19 protein-coding genes are annotated in these 14,201 nt (G+C 68.5%); 15 read left to right on the plus strand and 4 right to left on the minus strand.

Annotated elements, in window-relative coordinates; translation table 11 throughout:
* Positions 1-10: 10 nt before the first annotated feature.
* The 12 genes from ABZ720_RS05530 to rlmH all read left to right on the plus strand — a co-directional run bounded on the left by ABZ720_RS05530 (position 11) and on the right by rlmH (position 8,806).
* A complete protein-coding gene (locus ABZ720_RS05530; RefSeq protein ID WP_366554514.1) occupies positions 11-991 on the plus strand; it encodes a methylenetetrahydrofolate reductase in 981 nt (326 codons plus the stop codon).
* 112 nt (positions 992-1,103) lie between these two features.
* On the plus strand, positions 1,104-1,388 hold the full coding sequence (locus tag ABZ720_RS05535) for a hypothetical protein (RefSeq protein WP_366554515.1): 285 nt from the start codon (positions 1,104-1,106) through the stop codon (positions 1,386-1,388).
* Positions 1,378-1,851, plus strand: a complete 474-nt coding sequence (locus tag ABZ720_RS05540; protein WP_366554516.1) for a GNAT family N-acetyltransferase — start codon at positions 1,378-1,380, stop codon at positions 1,849-1,851. Before ABZ720_RS05535 ends, ABZ720_RS05540 begins: the two co-directional genes overlap by 11 nt.
* Positions 1,852-2,399: 548 nt before the next feature.
* Positions 2,400-2,837 carry a PaaI family thioesterase gene (locus ABZ720_RS05545; RefSeq protein WP_366554517.1) on the plus strand — a complete coding sequence of 146 codons (438 nt, stop codon included), beginning with the start codon at positions 2,400-2,402 and terminating at the stop codon, positions 2,835-2,837.
* 89 nt (positions 2,838-2,926) lie between these two features.
* A complete protein-coding gene (gene rplU / locus ABZ720_RS05550) occupies positions 2,927-3,241 on the plus strand; it encodes a 50S ribosomal protein L21 (protein WP_366554518.1) in 315 nt (104 codons plus the stop codon).
* A 13-nt stretch (positions 3,242-3,254) separates the two neighbouring features.
* Entirely contained in the window at positions 3,255-3,530 is a 276-nt protein-coding gene (rpmA, locus tag ABZ720_RS05555; RefSeq protein ID WP_275820839.1) for a 50S ribosomal protein L27, read from the plus strand.
* A gap of 94 nt (positions 3,531-3,624) precedes the next feature.
* On the plus strand, positions 3,625-4,677 hold the full coding sequence (obgE, locus tag ABZ720_RS05560) for a GTPase ObgE (RefSeq protein ID WP_366554519.1): 1,053 nt from the start codon (positions 3,625-3,627) through the stop codon (positions 4,675-4,677).
* On the plus strand, positions 4,674-5,816 hold the full coding sequence (proB, locus tag ABZ720_RS05565) for a glutamate 5-kinase (RefSeq protein ID WP_366554520.1): 1,143 nt from the start codon (positions 4,674-4,676) through the stop codon (positions 5,814-5,816). The genes obgE and proB overlap by 4 nt, the downstream gene beginning before the upstream one ends.
* A 10-nt stretch (positions 5,817-5,826) precedes the next feature.
* Entirely contained in the window at positions 5,827-7,110 is a 1,284-nt protein-coding gene (locus tag ABZ720_RS05570; RefSeq protein WP_366554521.1) for a glutamate-5-semialdehyde dehydrogenase, read from the plus strand.
* Positions 7,111-7,129: 19 nt separating this feature from the next.
* Positions 7,130-7,849: a nicotinate-nucleotide adenylyltransferase gene (locus ABZ720_RS05575; RefSeq protein WP_366554522.1), complete on the plus strand. Its 720-nt coding sequence runs from the start codon at positions 7,130-7,132 to the stop codon at positions 7,847-7,849.
* Positions 7,850-7,947: 98 nt separating this feature from the next.
* A complete protein-coding gene (gene rsfS, locus ABZ720_RS05580) occupies positions 7,948-8,286 on the plus strand; it encodes a ribosome silencing factor (RefSeq protein WP_497006765.1) in 339 nt (112 codons plus the stop codon).
* A gap of 49 nt (positions 8,287-8,335) precedes the next feature.
* The gene (rlmH, locus tag ABZ720_RS05585) at positions 8,336-8,806 is read left to right on the plus strand and encodes a 23S rRNA (pseudouridine(1915)-N(3))-methyltransferase RlmH (protein ID WP_366554524.1); all 471 of its coding nucleotides are present in this window, start codon (positions 8,336-8,338) and stop codon (positions 8,804-8,806) included.
* 29 nt (positions 8,807-8,835) lie between these two features.
* On the opposite strand, the gene ABZ720_RS05590 is transcribed toward rlmH, so the two are convergent.
* Positions 8,836-9,231 (minus strand): response regulator, encoded by a 396-nt coding sequence (locus tag ABZ720_RS05590; protein WP_366554525.1) that lies wholly within the window; start codon positions 9,229-9,231, stop codon positions 8,836-8,838.
* A 104-nt stretch (positions 9,232-9,335) separates the two neighbouring features.
* Positions 9,336-11,519 (minus strand): tetratricopeptide repeat-containing sulfotransferase family protein, encoded by a 2,184-nt coding sequence (locus ABZ720_RS05595; RefSeq protein WP_366554526.1) that lies wholly within the window; start codon positions 11,517-11,519, stop codon positions 9,336-9,338.
* A 94-nt stretch (positions 11,520-11,613) separates the two neighbouring features.
* Here ABZ720_RS05595 and ABZ720_RS05600 point away from each other — a divergent pair, with 94 nt between their 5' ends.
* Positions 11,614-12,141, plus strand: coding sequence for a L,D-transpeptidase family protein (locus ABZ720_RS05600; RefSeq protein ID WP_366554527.1), 528 nt, complete (start codon positions 11,614-11,616; stop codon positions 12,139-12,141).
* Here ABZ720_RS05600 and ABZ720_RS05605 read toward each other — a convergent pair.
* Together ABZ720_RS05605 and ABZ720_RS05610 are read right to left on the minus strand one after the other, a co-directional pair.
* Positions 12,093-12,812 carry a YggS family pyridoxal phosphate-dependent enzyme gene (locus tag ABZ720_RS05605; protein WP_366554528.1) on the minus strand — a complete coding sequence of 240 codons (720 nt, stop codon included), beginning with the start codon at positions 12,810-12,812 and terminating at the stop codon, positions 12,093-12,095. The genes ABZ720_RS05600 and ABZ720_RS05605 overlap by 49 nt on opposite strands.
* Entirely contained in the window at positions 12,802-12,924 is a 123-nt protein-coding gene (locus tag ABZ720_RS05610; RefSeq protein ID WP_366554529.1) for a hypothetical protein, read from the minus strand. Before ABZ720_RS05610 ends, ABZ720_RS05605 begins: the two co-directional genes overlap by 11 nt.
* Between ABZ720_RS05610 and ABZ720_RS05615 the strand changes: the two genes are divergently transcribed.
* The gene (locus tag ABZ720_RS05615; protein ID WP_366554530.1) at positions 12,923-13,552 is read left to right on the plus strand and encodes a hypothetical protein; all 630 of its coding nucleotides are present in this window, start codon (positions 12,923-12,925) and stop codon (positions 13,550-13,552) included. The two genes, ABZ720_RS05610 and ABZ720_RS05615, sit on opposite strands and share 2 nt — an antisense overlap.
* 119 nt (positions 13,553-13,671) lie before the next feature.
* Positions 13,672-14,196 (plus strand): DUF3576 domain-containing protein, encoded by a 525-nt coding sequence (locus tag ABZ720_RS05620; RefSeq protein ID WP_366554531.1) that lies wholly within the window; start codon positions 13,672-13,674, stop codon positions 14,194-14,196.
* Positions 14,197-14,201 lie beyond the last annotated feature (5 nt).

The raw sequence follows: 14,201 nt of genomic DNA on the forward strand, positions 1-14,201 counted from the left end.
AACCCACGCCATGAGCCTGCCGGAAATGCACCACGTACCGGAGCCCCGCTACCTCCCGGAGATCCACGACGTGGGTGAGGTCGACAGCGAGATCAAAAGGCACATCAGCGCCTTCATGCGTGGCTTCACCGTGGAGACGACACCGGGAACCGCGGCCAAGACCCCGGACTACCGCGCCCTGCTGCACCCGGGAACCAAGGTGGCCGTGACCTTCCTGCCCGGCTCGGACTTCGCCGACACGCTGGCCACAGCCAGGCGGCTGCGCGCCGAGGGTTTCGAGCCGCTGCCGCACCTGGCCGCGCGATCCTTCCCCAGCACGCCGGCCTTCGAGGAGGGCGTGGCGCGGCTGGTGGAGGAGGCCGGCGTCGAGGAGGTGATCGTGCTGGCGGGCGCCGTGCCCACGCCGCTGGGGCCGTTCGACAGCTCCCTGGCCCTGCTGGAGACCGGCGTACTGGACCGCTATGGCATCCGGCGCATCGGCGTGGCGGGCCACCCCGAGGGCAGCCCCGACATCCGCGACGAGGACGTCGCCGCCGCTCTGGCCTGGAAGAACGCCTTTGCCGCGCGCAGCGATGCCGAGTTCTACATCGTCACGCAGTTCTGCTTCGAGGCGGCGCCGATCATCGCCTGGGACCGGCGCATCCGGGCCGAAGGCAACCGCCTGCCCATCCGCATCGGCCTGCCGGGGCTGGCCACCCTGAAAACCCTGCTGAACCACGCGCGCAACTGCGGCATCGGGCCCTCCATGACCTTCCTGCTGAAGCAGGCGCGCAACGTCACCCGGCTGATGACGCTCAATGCACCGGACCGGCTCACATTGGAGTTGGCCCGCTATCAGGCGAGCGACCCCGACTGTGGCATCACCGGCGTGCACATGTACCCGCTGGGCGGGCTGCAGAAGACCGCCGCCTGGAGTTATGCCGTGAGCGAGGGGGATTTCACCCTGAAGCGCGACGGCCAGGGTTTCACGGTGAACCGGCCGACCGACTGATCCCGTCGCCTGCCGCGATGGCCGCCCCGCCACGGCAGGCGCTCCGGGAATCCTCTTCACTCCTCTATTGCAGTGCGGGCGCAAGGGCGTCAGGCTCTCGGAGGAGGTGGAGATGCACAGTGACCACAACCGACGCCGGGCCCTTGCGGGCCTGGCCGCCGTAACCTTGGTGGGGGGCTGCGCCACGCAGCGCAGCGCCCAGGCCGAAGGACGAGAGAAACCCGCCCGTCGTAGCGATGTTCCGCCGGACGAGTCTCAACCGGACCTGAATGCCATCAAAGGCATGAGTCTCAGGGTGGTGCCCAAAGGCGGCATGATGACATCGGACTATCGGGACGACCGACTGACCATTCTTCTGGACGAGGACGAGCGGATCGAGCGGGCCTATGTCGGATGAGATCGCGCTGCAGTACCATGTGCGTCCGGCCAAACCCGAAGACCTGGACGCGATAGAAACCCTGGTGAACGCCGCCTATGCGCCCTACGTGGTGCGCCTGGGCAAGGCGCCCGGCCCCATGCTGGAAGACTATGCGGCCCACATTGCGGCCGGCCGGACCCGGGTGCTGGAAACCGGCGGCGGCGCTATTGCCGGCCTCCTCGTGCTGTTGGACGGAGAGGACCACCTTTTGATCGACAACATCGCCGTGGATCCAGGCTTTCAGGGACGGGGTTTCGGCCGTGCCCTGCTGCAAAGCGCCGAGGACGAAGCGCGCAAACGAGGGTTGCGTGAATTGCGCCTCTATACCCACGAGCTCATGACCGAGAACCAGTCGCTCTACAAGCGCCATGGCTGGGAGGAGACCGAGCGCCGCGAGGAAGCCGGCTATTCCCGAGTCTATTTCCGCAAAACCTTGACCTGAAACGTTTTTCCCTCCCCCGCCCGTCGCGCAACGACCGCGGGGAACGGCGAGAAGCGGATGGTGTGTGCAACTGCGAAAGGTGACCCCTCGCCACCCGCTGCCGGGTGGTGCGCCAGGCCGCAGAAATGCTATGCATTCCCTGCAGTGGTGCTCTGCCTTGGCGTGTATTGTGCGGCGCAACGATGGGGCGCATATCCGGCATCAGGGACGGCGCTGTGGCAGTCCCTGGCAGAGAACCTCCCAACCCTTATCGTGAGTGAGCGCGCACCATGAGCATCCAGCACACTTTCGGCCTCGCCGTTGTCATGGCCGCCAGCTTGCTGACGGTCCTGACCAGCCTGATCGGCTGACCCGCCAGCGACACGGCCTGACTCAAACGGCCCGAATCAAACGACCCGAATGATACGAGCGGGCGGTTGCAGTGCAGCCGCCCGTTTTGCTTTTCCGCAACGGCACGTAGCGGACTGCGCGTTGACAGTCCCGGATCGGCCGGCCATAGACCAGCCGATGCACAGGAGGGGCCGAAGAAGAGGCCCGGAAAAGAGGCAATGTCGACGACGATACCAGAAACCACCATGACGCCAGAGACGGGATTGCCCTACACCGGGCCCTATCAGGACCTGCTCGGCTATGACATCGCGCGCCTGGCGGACGGCCGCCCGGTCGTGCGGATGCAGGTGGAAGCGCAGCACCTTAATCAATTCGCCATCGCCCACGGCGGCGTGGCGCTGGCGCTGCTCGATGTGGCCGGCGGCCTGGCCGTGCACGCCCGCCGCCCGGACATGGCGGGCATGGCCACGGTCAACATGAACACCGCTTTCCTGGAAGCCGTGCAGCCGGGCCTGGTCTTCGGCATCGGCAGTATCGAGCGTCTGGGCGGCACCCTGGCCTATACCGCCATGGCGCTCCACGCCGGTGCGCCGGACGGTGCGCTGCTGGCCACGGCACAGGGCGTCTACCGGATCTTCGCGGCCAAAAGCCGTTGACACTCCCCGGGCCGGGCGTATAGTCCGGCTTCCACGACCGGGCGGAACGCGCCCGGCGATGTTTTTCCACGCGCGACGCAGGCAAACAGATGTACGCAGTGATCAAAACCGGCGGCAAGCAGTACAAGGTCGCCACGAACGACGTGCTCGAGATCGAGCGCTTGCCCGGAGAGGCGGGTGCCGCACTGCAGCTCGACGAAGTGCTGCTGGTCGGCGGCGAAGACGGTGTCACCATTGGCACGCCGACGGTGGCGGGCGCCGTGGTCAACGCCGAACTGGTCGAGCAGACCCGCGGCGACAAGATCACCGTGTTCAAGAAGCGCCGTCGCAAGCACTATCGCCGCACTCAGGGCCATCGCCAGGAACTGACGCGCATCCGCATCACCGACATCGCCGTCGGCTGAGGAGAGAGACACTATGGCACAGAAAAAAGCAGGCGGTAGCTCCCGTAACGGGCGCGACTCAGCCGGTCGCCGCCTCGGCGTTAAGCTCTTCGGCGGCCAGAGCGCGACCGCCGGCAACATCATCGTGCGCCAGCGCGGCACCAAGTGGAAGCCGGGCACGGGCGTTGGCGTGGGCAAGGACCACACCATCTTCGCGCTGATCGACGGCAAGGTCGAGTTCAAGACGCGCGCCGGTGGCCGCACCCACGTTTCAGTGGTTCCCAACCCGATGAGCGAGGCCGCCGAGTAAGGCGCTTCCCACGCGAGACGGGCTGCAGAGACCCACTGCAGAGACCCAGGGGGAATGGCGCGCCATTCCCCCTTTCTCTTTTTCGGTGACGGCAATGAAGTTCCTGGACGAAGCCAAGATCTACCTGCGCAGCGGCAACGGCGGTCCCGGGGCCTGCTCATTCCGCCGGGAAAAGTACGTGGAGTTCGGCGGTCCCGACGGCGGCAATGGCGGCCGCGGCGGCGATGTGGTGGCCGAGGCGGTCGAGGGGCTGAACACCCTGATCGACTTCCGCTACTCCCAGCACTTCAAGGCCGAGTCCGGGCAGAACGGTGCGGGCCGGGACCGCAGCGGCGCCTCCGGCAAGCCCCTGGTGATCCGCGTGCCGGTCGGCACCCAGATCCTCGACGACGACAAGGAAACCCTGATCGCCGACTTCACCGAGGTGGGCCAGCGCGTGGTGCTGGCGCGCGGCGGCGACGGCGGTTTCGGCAATGCCAACTACAAGTCCTCCACCAACCGCGCGCCCCGGCGTGCCGACCCCGGCTGGCCGGGGCAGGAGCGCTGGGTCTGGCTGCGCCTGAAGCTGATCGCCGACGCGGGCCTTGTCGGCCTGCCCAACGCCGGAAAGTCGACCTTCCTCTCCGCGGTCAGCCGGGCGAAGCCGAAGGTCGCCGACTATCCCTTCACCACCCTGCACCCCAACCTGGGCGTTGTCCGCGCCGACGACAGCGAGTTCGTCCTGGCCGATATCCCCGGCCTGATCGAAGGCGCCTCGGCAGGCGCCGGCCTGGGCACGCGCTTCCTGGGCCACGTCGAACGCTGCCGGGTGCTGCTGCATCTGGTCGACGGCACCGCCGAGGACCCTGCGGCGGCCTATGCCACCGTGCGCGAGGAACTGCAGGCTTACGGACACGGTCTGGCGGATAAGCCGGAAATCGTGGCGCTCAACAAGATCGACGCCATCCCCGACTCCGCCCTGGCCGAGCGCCAGAGCGCCCTGGCTGCCGCCGCGGGCAGCGATGTCGCCCTCATCTCTGCGGTCAGCGGGCGCGGCGTGCGCGACCTGCACTTCCGCCTCCTGCAGGTGATCCGCGATGCCCAGGCGGCAGAGGAAAGCGCGCAAGAGGACGCGCCTGGGGAGGCACCAGCGGGCAGCGAAGCATGAGCGAGCAGACGATCATCGCCGAGCAGGCCGCCCTGCTGGGCAATGCCCAGCGTGTGGTGGTCAAGATCGGCTCGGCCCTCCTGGTAGAGGAGGCCAGCGGCGCCATCCGCCATGACTGGCTTGCCAGCCTGGCACAGGACCTGGCCGACCTCGCCGGCCAGGGGCAGGAACTGATCGTGGTCTCCTCGGGCGCCATCGCCGTGGGCCGGCGGCTGCTGGGTCTCGAGCGACAGCGCCTCAAGCTGGAGGAGAAGCAGGCTGCGGCCGCGGCCGGGCAGATCCGCCTGGCCCATGCCTACCAGGAAGCGCTGGCGCCCCATGGTATCACCGTGGCCCAGGTGCTCCTGACCCTGGAGGACACCGAGGCCCGGCGGCGCCACCTCAACGCGCGCAACACGCTCAACACCCTGCTGAAGCACCGCGCGCTGCCGGTGATAAACGAGAACGACACGGTGGCGACCAGCGAGATCCGGGTCGGGGACAATGACCGCCTGGCCGCCCGTGTTGCGGCGATGATGAACGCGGAAGCCCTGGTGCTGCTCTCGGACATCGACGGCCTCTATACCGCCGACCCCAAACGCGACCCGGCGGCCTGCCACATGCCCGTGGTCGAACGCCTGACGCCGGAAATCGAGGCCATGGCCGGCGAGGCCCTGCCCGGCGTATCGACGGGCGGCATGATCACCAAGTTGGCGGCCGCCCGCATCGCGGTCTCCGCCGGCTGTCGCATGGCGATCGCCAATGGCACGCGACCCAATCCCCTGCGCGCCATCCTGGAGAGCGAGCGCTGCACCTGGTTCCTCTCGGATGTGGAGCCGCGCGCCGCGCGCAAGTCCTGGATCGCCGGCAGCCTGAAGCCCGCGGGCTCGCTGCAGGTGGATGCCGGCGCCTTGAAGGCCTTGCGCGCCGGCCGTTCGCTGCTGCCCGCCGGGGTGCGCGCGGTCGAAGGCACCTTCCAGCGCGGCGACGCTGTTCTGGTGTGCGATACCGAAGGCCGGGAAATCGCCCGCGGTCTCAGTGCCTACAACGCCGAGGATGCGCGCCGCATCATCGGCCACAACAGCCGCGACATCGAGGATATCCTGGGATACCGTGGCCGCGAAGAACTGATCCACCGGGATGACCTGGTGTTGTCGTGAGGAAAGCGCGATGACCGTGACGCTCGCAGAAAAACCCGAAGTCGCCGCGGAGCAGATGGCTGCCCTGGGGCGCGACGCCCGCACGGCCGCTGCCGTGCTGGCTCGCAGCTCGCTGGACCAGCGCAACAAGGCCCTGCTGGAAGGGGCGGCCGCCCTGCGCGCGGCCGAAGCCCCGCTGCTCGCCGCCAATGCCGAGGATATGCGCGCCGCCGAGGCCAAGGGCCTGAGCGACGCGCTGCTCGACCGCCTGCGCCTCGATCCCAAGCGCATCGAGGCCATGGCGCAGGGTCTGGAAACCGTCGCCGCGCTGCCCGACCCGCTGGGGCGCGTCCTGGCGGAGTGGGAGCAGCCCAACGGACTGCGCATCCAGCGCGTCGCCGTGCCTCTGGGCGTGATTGGCATCATCTACGAGAGCCGGCCCAACGTGACCGCCGATGCCGGTGCGCTCTGCCTCAAGGCCGGGAATGCCGCGATCCTGCGCGGGGGCTCGGAGTCCTTCCATTCGTCCGGCGCGATCCTGGAAGCCCTGCAGGCCGGCCTCGCCGCCGCGGGCCTGCCCACCACCTGCCTGCAGCGCCCGCCGGGCCGCGACCGGGCGCTGGTGGGCGAGATGCTGCGCGCCCATCGCTGGATCGACGTCATCGTGCCCCGGGGCGGTCGCAGCTTGATTGAACGGGTGATGCAGGAGGCGCAGGTGCCGGTACTGGCGCACCTGGACGGCAACAACCACACCTACCTCCACCGTGCCGCCAACCCCAACAAGGCCCTGACGCTAACCGTCAATGCCAAGCTGCGCCGGCCCGGTATCTGCGGTGCGACTGAAACCCTGCTGGTCGACTCGGAGGCGGCGGCGCGCCTGCTGCCACCGATACTCGACCGCCTGGCGGCGGAAGGTTGCGAGCTGCGCGGCGATCCGGCTGTGCAGGCGCTCGATGCGCGGGTACTGCCGGCCGACGCGTCTGATTGGGATTGCGAGTACCTGGCCCCGGTGCTGGCGATCAAGACGGTCACCGATCTGGAGGAGGCGCTGGCGCACATCGAGAACCACGGCTCGCGGCACAGCGAGTGCATCGTGACGGAGGATCCCGAGGCGGCCACCGCCTTCCTGGAGCGGGTCGACGCCGCCATCGTCATGCACAACACCTCGACGCAGTTCGCCGACGGCGGAGAATTCGGCATGGGGGCCGAAATCGGCATCGCCACGGGCAAACTGCATGCGCGCGGTCCGGTGGGGGCGGAGCAGCTGACCAGCTACAAGTATCTGGTCCGCAGTGACGGCCGCACCCGGGCGTAAGGCAATCCGTGCCCTTCCAGTGACCCGAACGAGCCATCGCCTGCCGCTCCGCCCGACGCGGGCCGCACTGGGCCGGGCGCTTGGCGGCCGGCTGCCGCCTCGCGGTGCGCGCATCGGCCTGTTCGGCGGCTCCTTCAATCCCGCGCACGAGGGCCACAGCCATGTGGCGCGCGAGGCCTTGCGCCGCCTGGGCCTGGACGAGGTCTGGCTGCTGGTCAGCCCGCAGAACCCGCTGAAGGAGCGCGACGGCATGGCGCCCCTGGCCAAACGCCTTGCATCGGCTACACACCAAGCCCGGCATCCGCGCATCCGCGCCACGGCGCTGGAAAGCCTGCTGGGAACCCAGGTCACCGCCGACACCCTCGATCAGCTCCAGCGTTGCTTTCCCGGCGTGACCTTCGTGTGGATCATGGGCGCAGACAATCTGGCACAAATCCACCGCTGGGGACGCTGGAGCGAAATCTTTCATCGCGTCGGCGTTGCGGTGTTTGATCGGCCTTCCTATTCTCTAGGAGCGTCGTCTGCCAAAGCGGCCCGGCGCTTTGCCGGCCAACGCCTGCGATCCGCTCGCGGGCGTCTGCTGGCTCGGCGCAAGCCGCCCGTCTGGTCCTTCCTGCGCATCAAGCTGGTGGCCCAGTCGGCAACGGCGCTGAGAGCCCGCGCTCGCTCTGGCGAGGCGGCGGGCGAGGCTGGCACGGACGCACGGAATGGCCGGGCGTCCGATCATCAAGGAGACTGATAGCCATAACCACGAAGGCCACGGCGCTCCACAGCGCCTCCCCGGCACCCGAGGGCTTCCTCGCCGCATCCGGTGCCGAGCCAGACACAGCACGCCTCATCGAATTGATCGAGGCCTCGCTGAGTGACGACAAGGCCGAAGACATCGTCGTCATCGATCTTTCCGGCAGAAGCAGCTTCGCCGATTACATGGTGATCGCCAGCGGTCGCTCGACCCGACAGGTCGCGTCGATCGTGGAGCATCTCCGCGAACGCCTGAAGGGCGCGGGGGTGCAGGATATCGCCGTGGAAGGGCTGACCCAGGGCGACTGGGTGCTGCTGGACGCAGGCGATGCGGTCGTGCACGTCTTCCGCCCGGAGCTGCGTGAGTTCTACAATCTGGAAAAGATGTGGAGCACGCCCAGCGCCCGGCCCGCGGAGGCCGAGACGCCGGCGTAACGCCGGGCCGCTCCGGCGCAAAGGTCGCGATTGATCGAAAGGGAGCGGCATGCGCCTGACTCTGCTTGCCGTGGGCCGCTGGCGTGCTGGTCCGCTGCAGAGCCTGTTCGACGACTATGCCCGACGCCTGGGCGGCGGGCCGCTCGGGCCCCTGCAGCTCAAAGAGGTGGAGTTGCGCAAGCCTCTGCCGCCCGAGGCCCAGAAGGCACGGGAGGCAGAGCTCCTCCTTTCCGCCCTGCCGGCCGGTGCCCGGCTCATCGCCCTTGACGAGAAGGGCCGCAGCCTCGACAGCCGCAGCTTCGCCGGCCTGCTCGGGCGCTGGCGTGACGAGGGCGTGCGGGAAACGGCCCTGGCCATCGGCGGCGCGGACGGCCTGGATGCCAGCCTGCGCCAGCGCGCCGACCTCTGCCTGTCCCTGGGCGCCCTCACCTGGCCGCACATGCTGGTGCGCGTGCTGCTCGCCGAACAGCTCTTCCGCGCCGACGCCATCCTGCAAGGACACCCCTATCACCGGGATTGAGCGGGCTCGTTGAAGGCCGCAGCGCCAGCCTACGGCAGAAAGCTGCGGATCGTTTCCAGGAAGCTGTTCACGGAGATGGGCTTGGCGATGTAGGCCTCGCAGCCGCCTTCGCGGATCTTCTCTTCATCGCCCTTCATGGCAAAGGCCGTGACTGCGATCACGGGGATCCGGCGCAGTTCGTCGTCCTCCTTCAGCCACTTGGTGACCTCCAGGCCCGAGACTTCTGGGAGCTGGATGTCCATCAGGATGAGATCGGGTCGTTGCTCCCGGGCAATGCGCAGGGCGTCCAGGCCGTCACGGGTCTGAAGCACGCTGTAGCCCTGGGCTTCCAGGAGATCGTGGAAGAGCTTCATATTGAGCTCGTTGTCCTCGACCACCAGGATCCTGGGTGCCGCCGGGGCCTGTCCTTCGGGCTGTGTCATCATTGCCTGTAACCGCCGCCTCCCCTTTCGGCGCTCTCTTCTGCGCCGGTGCTCGTGAGTTTAACCAAAAGTCGTAGCGTCTGGAAATCGGCCCTAGGCCCTTCTGGCTAGACCGAGGGATAGCCGAAGGTCGTCGCCCAGGGTCCCACCTGCTCGATCAAGGGCGCCAGATGCGGTCGATAGTGGTCCCAGCGATAGCGCGCTCGGGTGTAGAGCCCTTCGGTGACCTGACTGTAGCTGGGCGTGTTGATCCGCCCGCGCTTGTGGGCGGTGGCGGTGAAGTCGCGCACGCCCTCTTCCCATTCCAGTTCCAGGAAGGCCAGCAGGCGCGCGACCTCGCCTTCGAAGTCCTCGATTAGATCCTCGTAACGCACCCGCATCTCATTGAGCGGCAGCGTCTGCGCGTAGGTCTGATAGAGGCGCATGACGCTGTCATAGAAGCTGCCCGCATCCTTGAGCGTCAGGAAGTTCGCCATGGCATCGTTGAGATCGAAATTCTGCATGTAGGCCGAGAGGCAGACATCACAGGGATGGCGCAGCGCGAATATGATCTGTGCCTCGGGCCAGAGGCGCTGGGCCAACCCAAGCTGCGTGAGGTTGAGCGGCAGCTTGTCCACCAGGCGCTGCCCTGGTGCGCGCGCAACCGCGCCCTCAGCTGTCTGCCAGTAGACCCGGCGTGCGGCCTCCGCCTCGGCCTCGCCCAGCGACTCCAGGCAATCGGGAAAGCCGCCCGGCAAATCCGCCAGGAAGCGCCGCGCCGCATCCAGCGCCTCCACCTCCTCCATGACGGCAAGCTGAGAGTGGCCGGCCAGGATGTGGTGCAGCAAGGTCGTGCCCGAGCGCGGGAAACCAACCAGGAAGATGGGGCTCTCGGCCCGTTCCGGCGCGGCAAGAGGCGACCAGCCGCCCACCCACTCCGGCGTGAAGCGCGCCTGCAAGGTCTCGATCAGCCGACGGCTGTAATCCTGCTCCCCGCGCAGCGCAGCGCCCCGCTCGGCCGCCAGGGCATTGGCCTCGGCGAAGGCGGCAAAGGCCTGCTCGTAGCGTCCGAGGCGGTCCAGGTTGCGGCCGCGCTCGAACAGCCAGTCCTCCCGCAGCACCGCCGGCGCCTCCGGCGGCGGCGCCTCGGCAAGCCGCTCGGCGGCCGCTTCGATGCGGCCGGCACGCCGGTCAAGCCGCGCCGCCAGCACCCGCGTCGCCGGGTGGTCGGCGGCCAGCTCCATGAGCGGCTGCAGTTCATTCGCCGCTTCCGTCAGGCGGCTTGCCTGCTCCAGGCCGGTAGCGAGGTTGAGGCGCGCTTCCCGATGGGCGGGGTCAAGTGCCAGCGCCTTGCGCAGCGCGGCCTCCGCTTCTTCCAGGCGCTCCTGTTTTTGCAGCAGCGCACCGAGATTGGCCCAGGCCGCGGTGAAATCCGGCGCCTTTGCCAGCACGGCACGGTAGTCGGCCTCGGCCTCGGGCCAGCGGCCGGTTTCCTGCTGCGTGACCGCCAGGTTGTAGCGCAGCTGCAGGTCCTGCGGGGCCGCCGCAACGGCCGCAGTTGCCGCCTCCAGGGCGTCGCCGCTGGCGCCGCGCGCCGCCAGCGCCCGCGACAGTAGATCGAGCAGGCGCGGATGAGTGCCGCCGGAGAGCGCCTGGCGCGCCAGTTGCTCGGCCTGCTCAGCCTCTCCGGCGCCCAAGTGGGTTTCCCCCAGATTGATCAAGGCCTCCCCGAAGCCCGGTGCAGCACTCAAAGCGGCCTGGAAGGTTTCCGCTGCTTCGGCAAAGCGTCCCTCGGCCAGCAGCACGCCGCCCAGATGGTTGAGAGCTTCCGGATGACCCGGCAGGTGATCCAGCGCCTGCCGCAGGGCCGTCTCAGCGTCGGCGGCACGGCCCTGCGCCGCCAGCACCGCGCCCAGCACAATGGCGGCCTCGCCATCGTCGGGCGCCTCGGCCAGGGCGGCACGCACGGAGCCTTCCGCGGCCTCGACCTTGCCGGCCGCCAGTTCCACCTTGGCCAGATTGCGCAGGGCTTCCGCGTCCCGGGGGCGCTGCGTCAGGGCCTTGCGGATGAGCCGCTCGGCCTCGGCGAGACGTCCCGACTGCGCGGCCAGCAGGCCGAGATAGTGTGCTGCCTGTGCCTGCGCGGGATCCTGTTTCAAGGCCTCGCGGTAGCAGCGTTCGGCCCCGGCCAGATCGCCTTGGCCGTGCAGCCCGGCACCATCGGCCGCCAGGTTCGCCGCCCGCTCCGCCCGATTCTGCCCCCGATCGCTCCCAGCCCCGCGGGCCGCGGCGCGCCGCTCCTTGCGATTCATACCGCCCCTCCTTGGTGTCGGCGCCAGCTTGCCCAAGCCCCGGTCGCAGGTCCAGCCTTCCACCTTGGGCGGGAAGCATGCTAAGAGGCCGTCCATGGATCTCCTGGTATATCCCGAAAACGATCACTGGGTGGCTCGCATCGGCGAGCAGAGCTATCGCTGCGCCATCGGGCGCGGTGGTGTCCGTCCGGCTGCCGAGAAGTGGGAGGGCGACGGCGCGACGCCGCTCGGCCGCTGGCCGCTGCGGTGCCTGCTCTTCCGCCCGGACCGGGTCGAGGCACCACAGACCGCCCTGCCCTCTGCCCCGCTGAGCCAGCGCGACGGCTGGTGCGACGATCCCGAGCGCGGGGAGTACAACCAGCCGGTCAACCTGCCCTTCCCGGGGCACCATGAAATCCTATGGCGCCAGGATGGCCTCTACGACCTGCTGGTCGTGCTGGGCCACAACGACAATCCGCCCCGCCCCGGCAGCGGCAGCGCCATCTTCCTGCACTGCGCCCACGAGGACTATGCCCCCACCGAGGGCTGCGTCGCGCTGCGGCGCAGCGATCTGGAGCAGGTTCTGGCCCAGCTTCAGCCGGGCGACGCCGTAGAAGTGCTTGCGGAGGCGCCCGCCGGATAGGGTCGCTCGCCGAAGATGGCGGTGCCGACGCGGACATGGGTCGCCCCCAACTCCACCGCGGTTTCGTAGTCCCCGCTCATGCCCATGGAGAGCAGCGGCAGGTCATGGCGCGCCGCCAGCTTGCGCAGCAGAGCAAAATGCGGCGCCGGCGGCTCGCCCAGGGGCGGGATGCACATGAGACCACGCAGCGGCAGGTCGAGCGAGCGGCAGAGTTCCACCAGGGTTTCCACTTCGCCCGGCACCACCCCGGCCTTCTGCGGTTCCTCGCCGGTGTTGACCTGAAGGAAGCAGGCCGGCCGCCGCCCCTGCTTGTCCATTTCCTTCGCCAGAGCCCGGGCAATTTTCTCTCGATCCACCGTCTGGATCACGTCGAAGTGGGCCACCGCCTCGGCCGCCTTGTTGGACTGCAGCGGTCCGATGAGATGCAACTCGAAATCCGGGTGCGATTCGCGCAGTTCGGGGAACTTCTGCACTGCTTCCTGCACCCGGTTTTCGCCGAAACAGCGCTGCCCGGCATCCAGAGCCGCGGCAATGCTTGCGGCAGGATGGGTCTTGGAGACCGCGACCAGGGTGACATCGGACGGATCGCGCCCCGCACGCCGGGCCGCCGCCGCAATGCGCCCGCGCACCGCCTCCAGTCGCTCCACAAGCGCTTCCGCCTCACGCGCCATGATCGATCTCCTTGCTCTCCGACTCCACCATGCCACCCGGCACTCTTGCCGAAATGCCAGCGAGGCGCCATTTTCCTTTGAAGGAATGGGCATAACCCAGGGTCAGCGACATGCAAGAGAGACCGTCCCGATCGCCTCTGTCAAACGCGGTGCATGCAAGGGCGCTGCGCGCCGTACCGCTGCTGCTCGCCGGCGGGCTGGCGCTTTCCGCCTGCGCCGGCACCGCGGCCGTCAATCGCGGTGACTACACCCCAGGGTACCAGGTCAGCGACCTGATTCACGCCGGCCGGGACGAGGGCGTTCCCTTGACCGTGCTGGGCGATCCCTTCGGCACCGGCGACGCGGCAGCGACCGCCGCCACTGCCGAGCGCATGCGGGTTCCCGGCTGGGCCCCGCAGGTCGACTTCCGCCCGCGCCGCGATGGGGACAGCTCCTGGGGCGTTGTCCTGGCATTCGACCCGCCGCTCAGCACCAGCCCGCGGCAGGTCTGCTCGGCCCAATATACCGGCGAGTTGACCACCCGCTCTGCCCCGAACCCCGAGAGCGACGAGGGGCGACTGATCGCGGCCTTCTGCAATGGCGGACCGCTCAGCAGCACCCGCGCCACGGTGCCGACGCTGTCCGGCGCCAACGACCCTGCCTATCGCGAACTGCTGTCGCAGATCAGTCTCACGCTTTTCCCGCCCTACAACCCGGACATGCGTGACAGCGACGAACAACGGATTCGGCCGAGCCTCTGAGCACCGGCAATGACTTCAGGGCGCCTTTGCTGTTTGAAGTCCCGGCCGATGCTGGCATAGTGCCGCTCGTTCGGCAGGCAATCGCCGCCGATCAATGTTTGGCGCGGAAATGGTGTACTATGTGGAAACGCACGGCGAGCCTTTGCCTTCTGCTCGGATTGACGGCCTGCGGTACCTCCTCCAACGATAATGTTCGCTACGACTATCCGGACCAGATGGACCGCTTTGGTCGCCCGACCTACGAGGGCGAGCCGAGCGTCTTCGGCGAGGATGGCCTGCTCCTGCTGGGCTCGCGAACCGAGCGACCGGATGCGGGTGGCAGCGGAATTGGCGTCAACGCCTTCCTCTGGCGGGCCTCGCTGGACACCCTGAACTTCCTGCCGCTGGCCTCGGCCGATCCCTTCGGCGGTGTGATCATCACCGACTGGTATACGCCCCCGGACACGCCGGACGAGCGCTTCAAGGTCAACGTGCTGATTCTCGGCAGCGATCTGCGCGCCGACGGTGTGCGTGCCACGGTCTTCCGCCAGGTGCGCGACGAAAGCGGCTGGGCCGACGCAGCCAGCGCCGACAACAGCGGCCGCGAGATCGAGGACGCCATCCTGACCCGGGCTCGCGAGTTGCGCATCGCCGGCCTCAACTGAGCCCT

This window comes from Aquibaculum sediminis (assembly GCF_040712085.1).
Lineage (GTDB): Bacteria > Pseudomonadota > Alphaproteobacteria > Kiloniellales > DSM-21159 > Aquibaculum > Aquibaculum sediminis.

Bases quoted from the DNA above. Each gene is read 5' to 3' on its own strand.
- ABZ720_RS05540 (WP_366554516.1), top strand. From the start codon at position 1,378: ATGTCGGATGAGATCGCGCTGCAGTACCATGTGCGTCCGGCCAAACCC.
- ABZ720_RS05605 (WP_366554528.1), bottom strand. From the start codon at position 12,812: ATGGCGCGTGAGGCGGAAGCGCTTGTGGAGCGACTGGAGGCGGTGCGC.
- obgE (WP_366554519.1), top strand. From the start codon at position 3,625: ATGAAGTTCCTGGACGAAGCCAAGATCTACCTGCGCAGCGGCAACGGC.
- proB (WP_366554520.1), top strand. From the start codon at position 4,674: ATGAGCGAGCAGACGATCATCGCCGAGCAGGCCGCCCTGCTGGGCAAT.
- rplU (WP_366554518.1), top strand. From the start codon at position 2,927: ATGTACGCAGTGATCAAAACCGGCGGCAAGCAGTACAAGGTCGCCACG.
- ABZ720_RS05570 (WP_366554521.1), top strand. From the start codon at position 5,827: ATGACCGTGACGCTCGCAGAAAAACCCGAAGTCGCCGCGGAGCAGATG.
- ABZ720_RS05545 (WP_366554517.1), top strand. From the start codon at position 2,400: ATGTCGACGACGATACCAGAAACCACCATGACGCCAGAGACGGGATTG.
- ABZ720_RS05600 (WP_366554527.1), top strand. From the start codon at position 11,614: ATGGATCTCCTGGTATATCCCGAAAACGATCACTGGGTGGCTCGCATC.
- ABZ720_RS05615 (WP_366554530.1), top strand. From the start codon at position 12,923: ATGCAAGAGAGACCGTCCCGATCGCCTCTGTCAAACGCGGTGCATGCA.
- ABZ720_RS05620 (WP_366554531.1), top strand. From the start codon at position 13,672: ATGTGGAAACGCACGGCGAGCCTTTGCCTTCTGCTCGGATTGACGGCC.
- ABZ720_RS05595 (WP_366554526.1), bottom strand. From the start codon at position 11,519: ATGAATCGCAAGGAGCGGCGCGCCGCGGCCCGCGGGGCTGGGAGCGAT.
- ABZ720_RS05535 (WP_366554515.1), top strand. From the start codon at position 1,104: ATGCACAGTGACCACAACCGACGCCGGGCCCTTGCGGGCCTGGCCGCC.
- rpmA (WP_275820839.1), top strand. From the start codon at position 3,255: ATGGCACAGAAAAAAGCAGGCGGTAGCTCCCGTAACGGGCGCGACTCA.
- rlmH (WP_366554524.1), top strand. From the start codon at position 8,336: ATGCGCCTGACTCTGCTTGCCGTGGGCCGCTGGCGTGCTGGTCCGCTG.
- ABZ720_RS05590 (WP_366554525.1), bottom strand. From the start codon at position 9,231: ATGATGACACAGCCCGAAGGACAGGCCCCGGCGGCACCCAGGATCCTG.
- ABZ720_RS05530 (WP_366554514.1), top strand. From the start codon at position 11: ATGAGCCTGCCGGAAATGCACCACGTACCGGAGCCCCGCTACCTCCCG.
- ABZ720_RS05610 (WP_366554529.1), bottom strand. From the start codon at position 12,924: ATGTCGCTGACCCTGGGTTATGCCCATTCCTTCAAAGGAAAATGGCGC.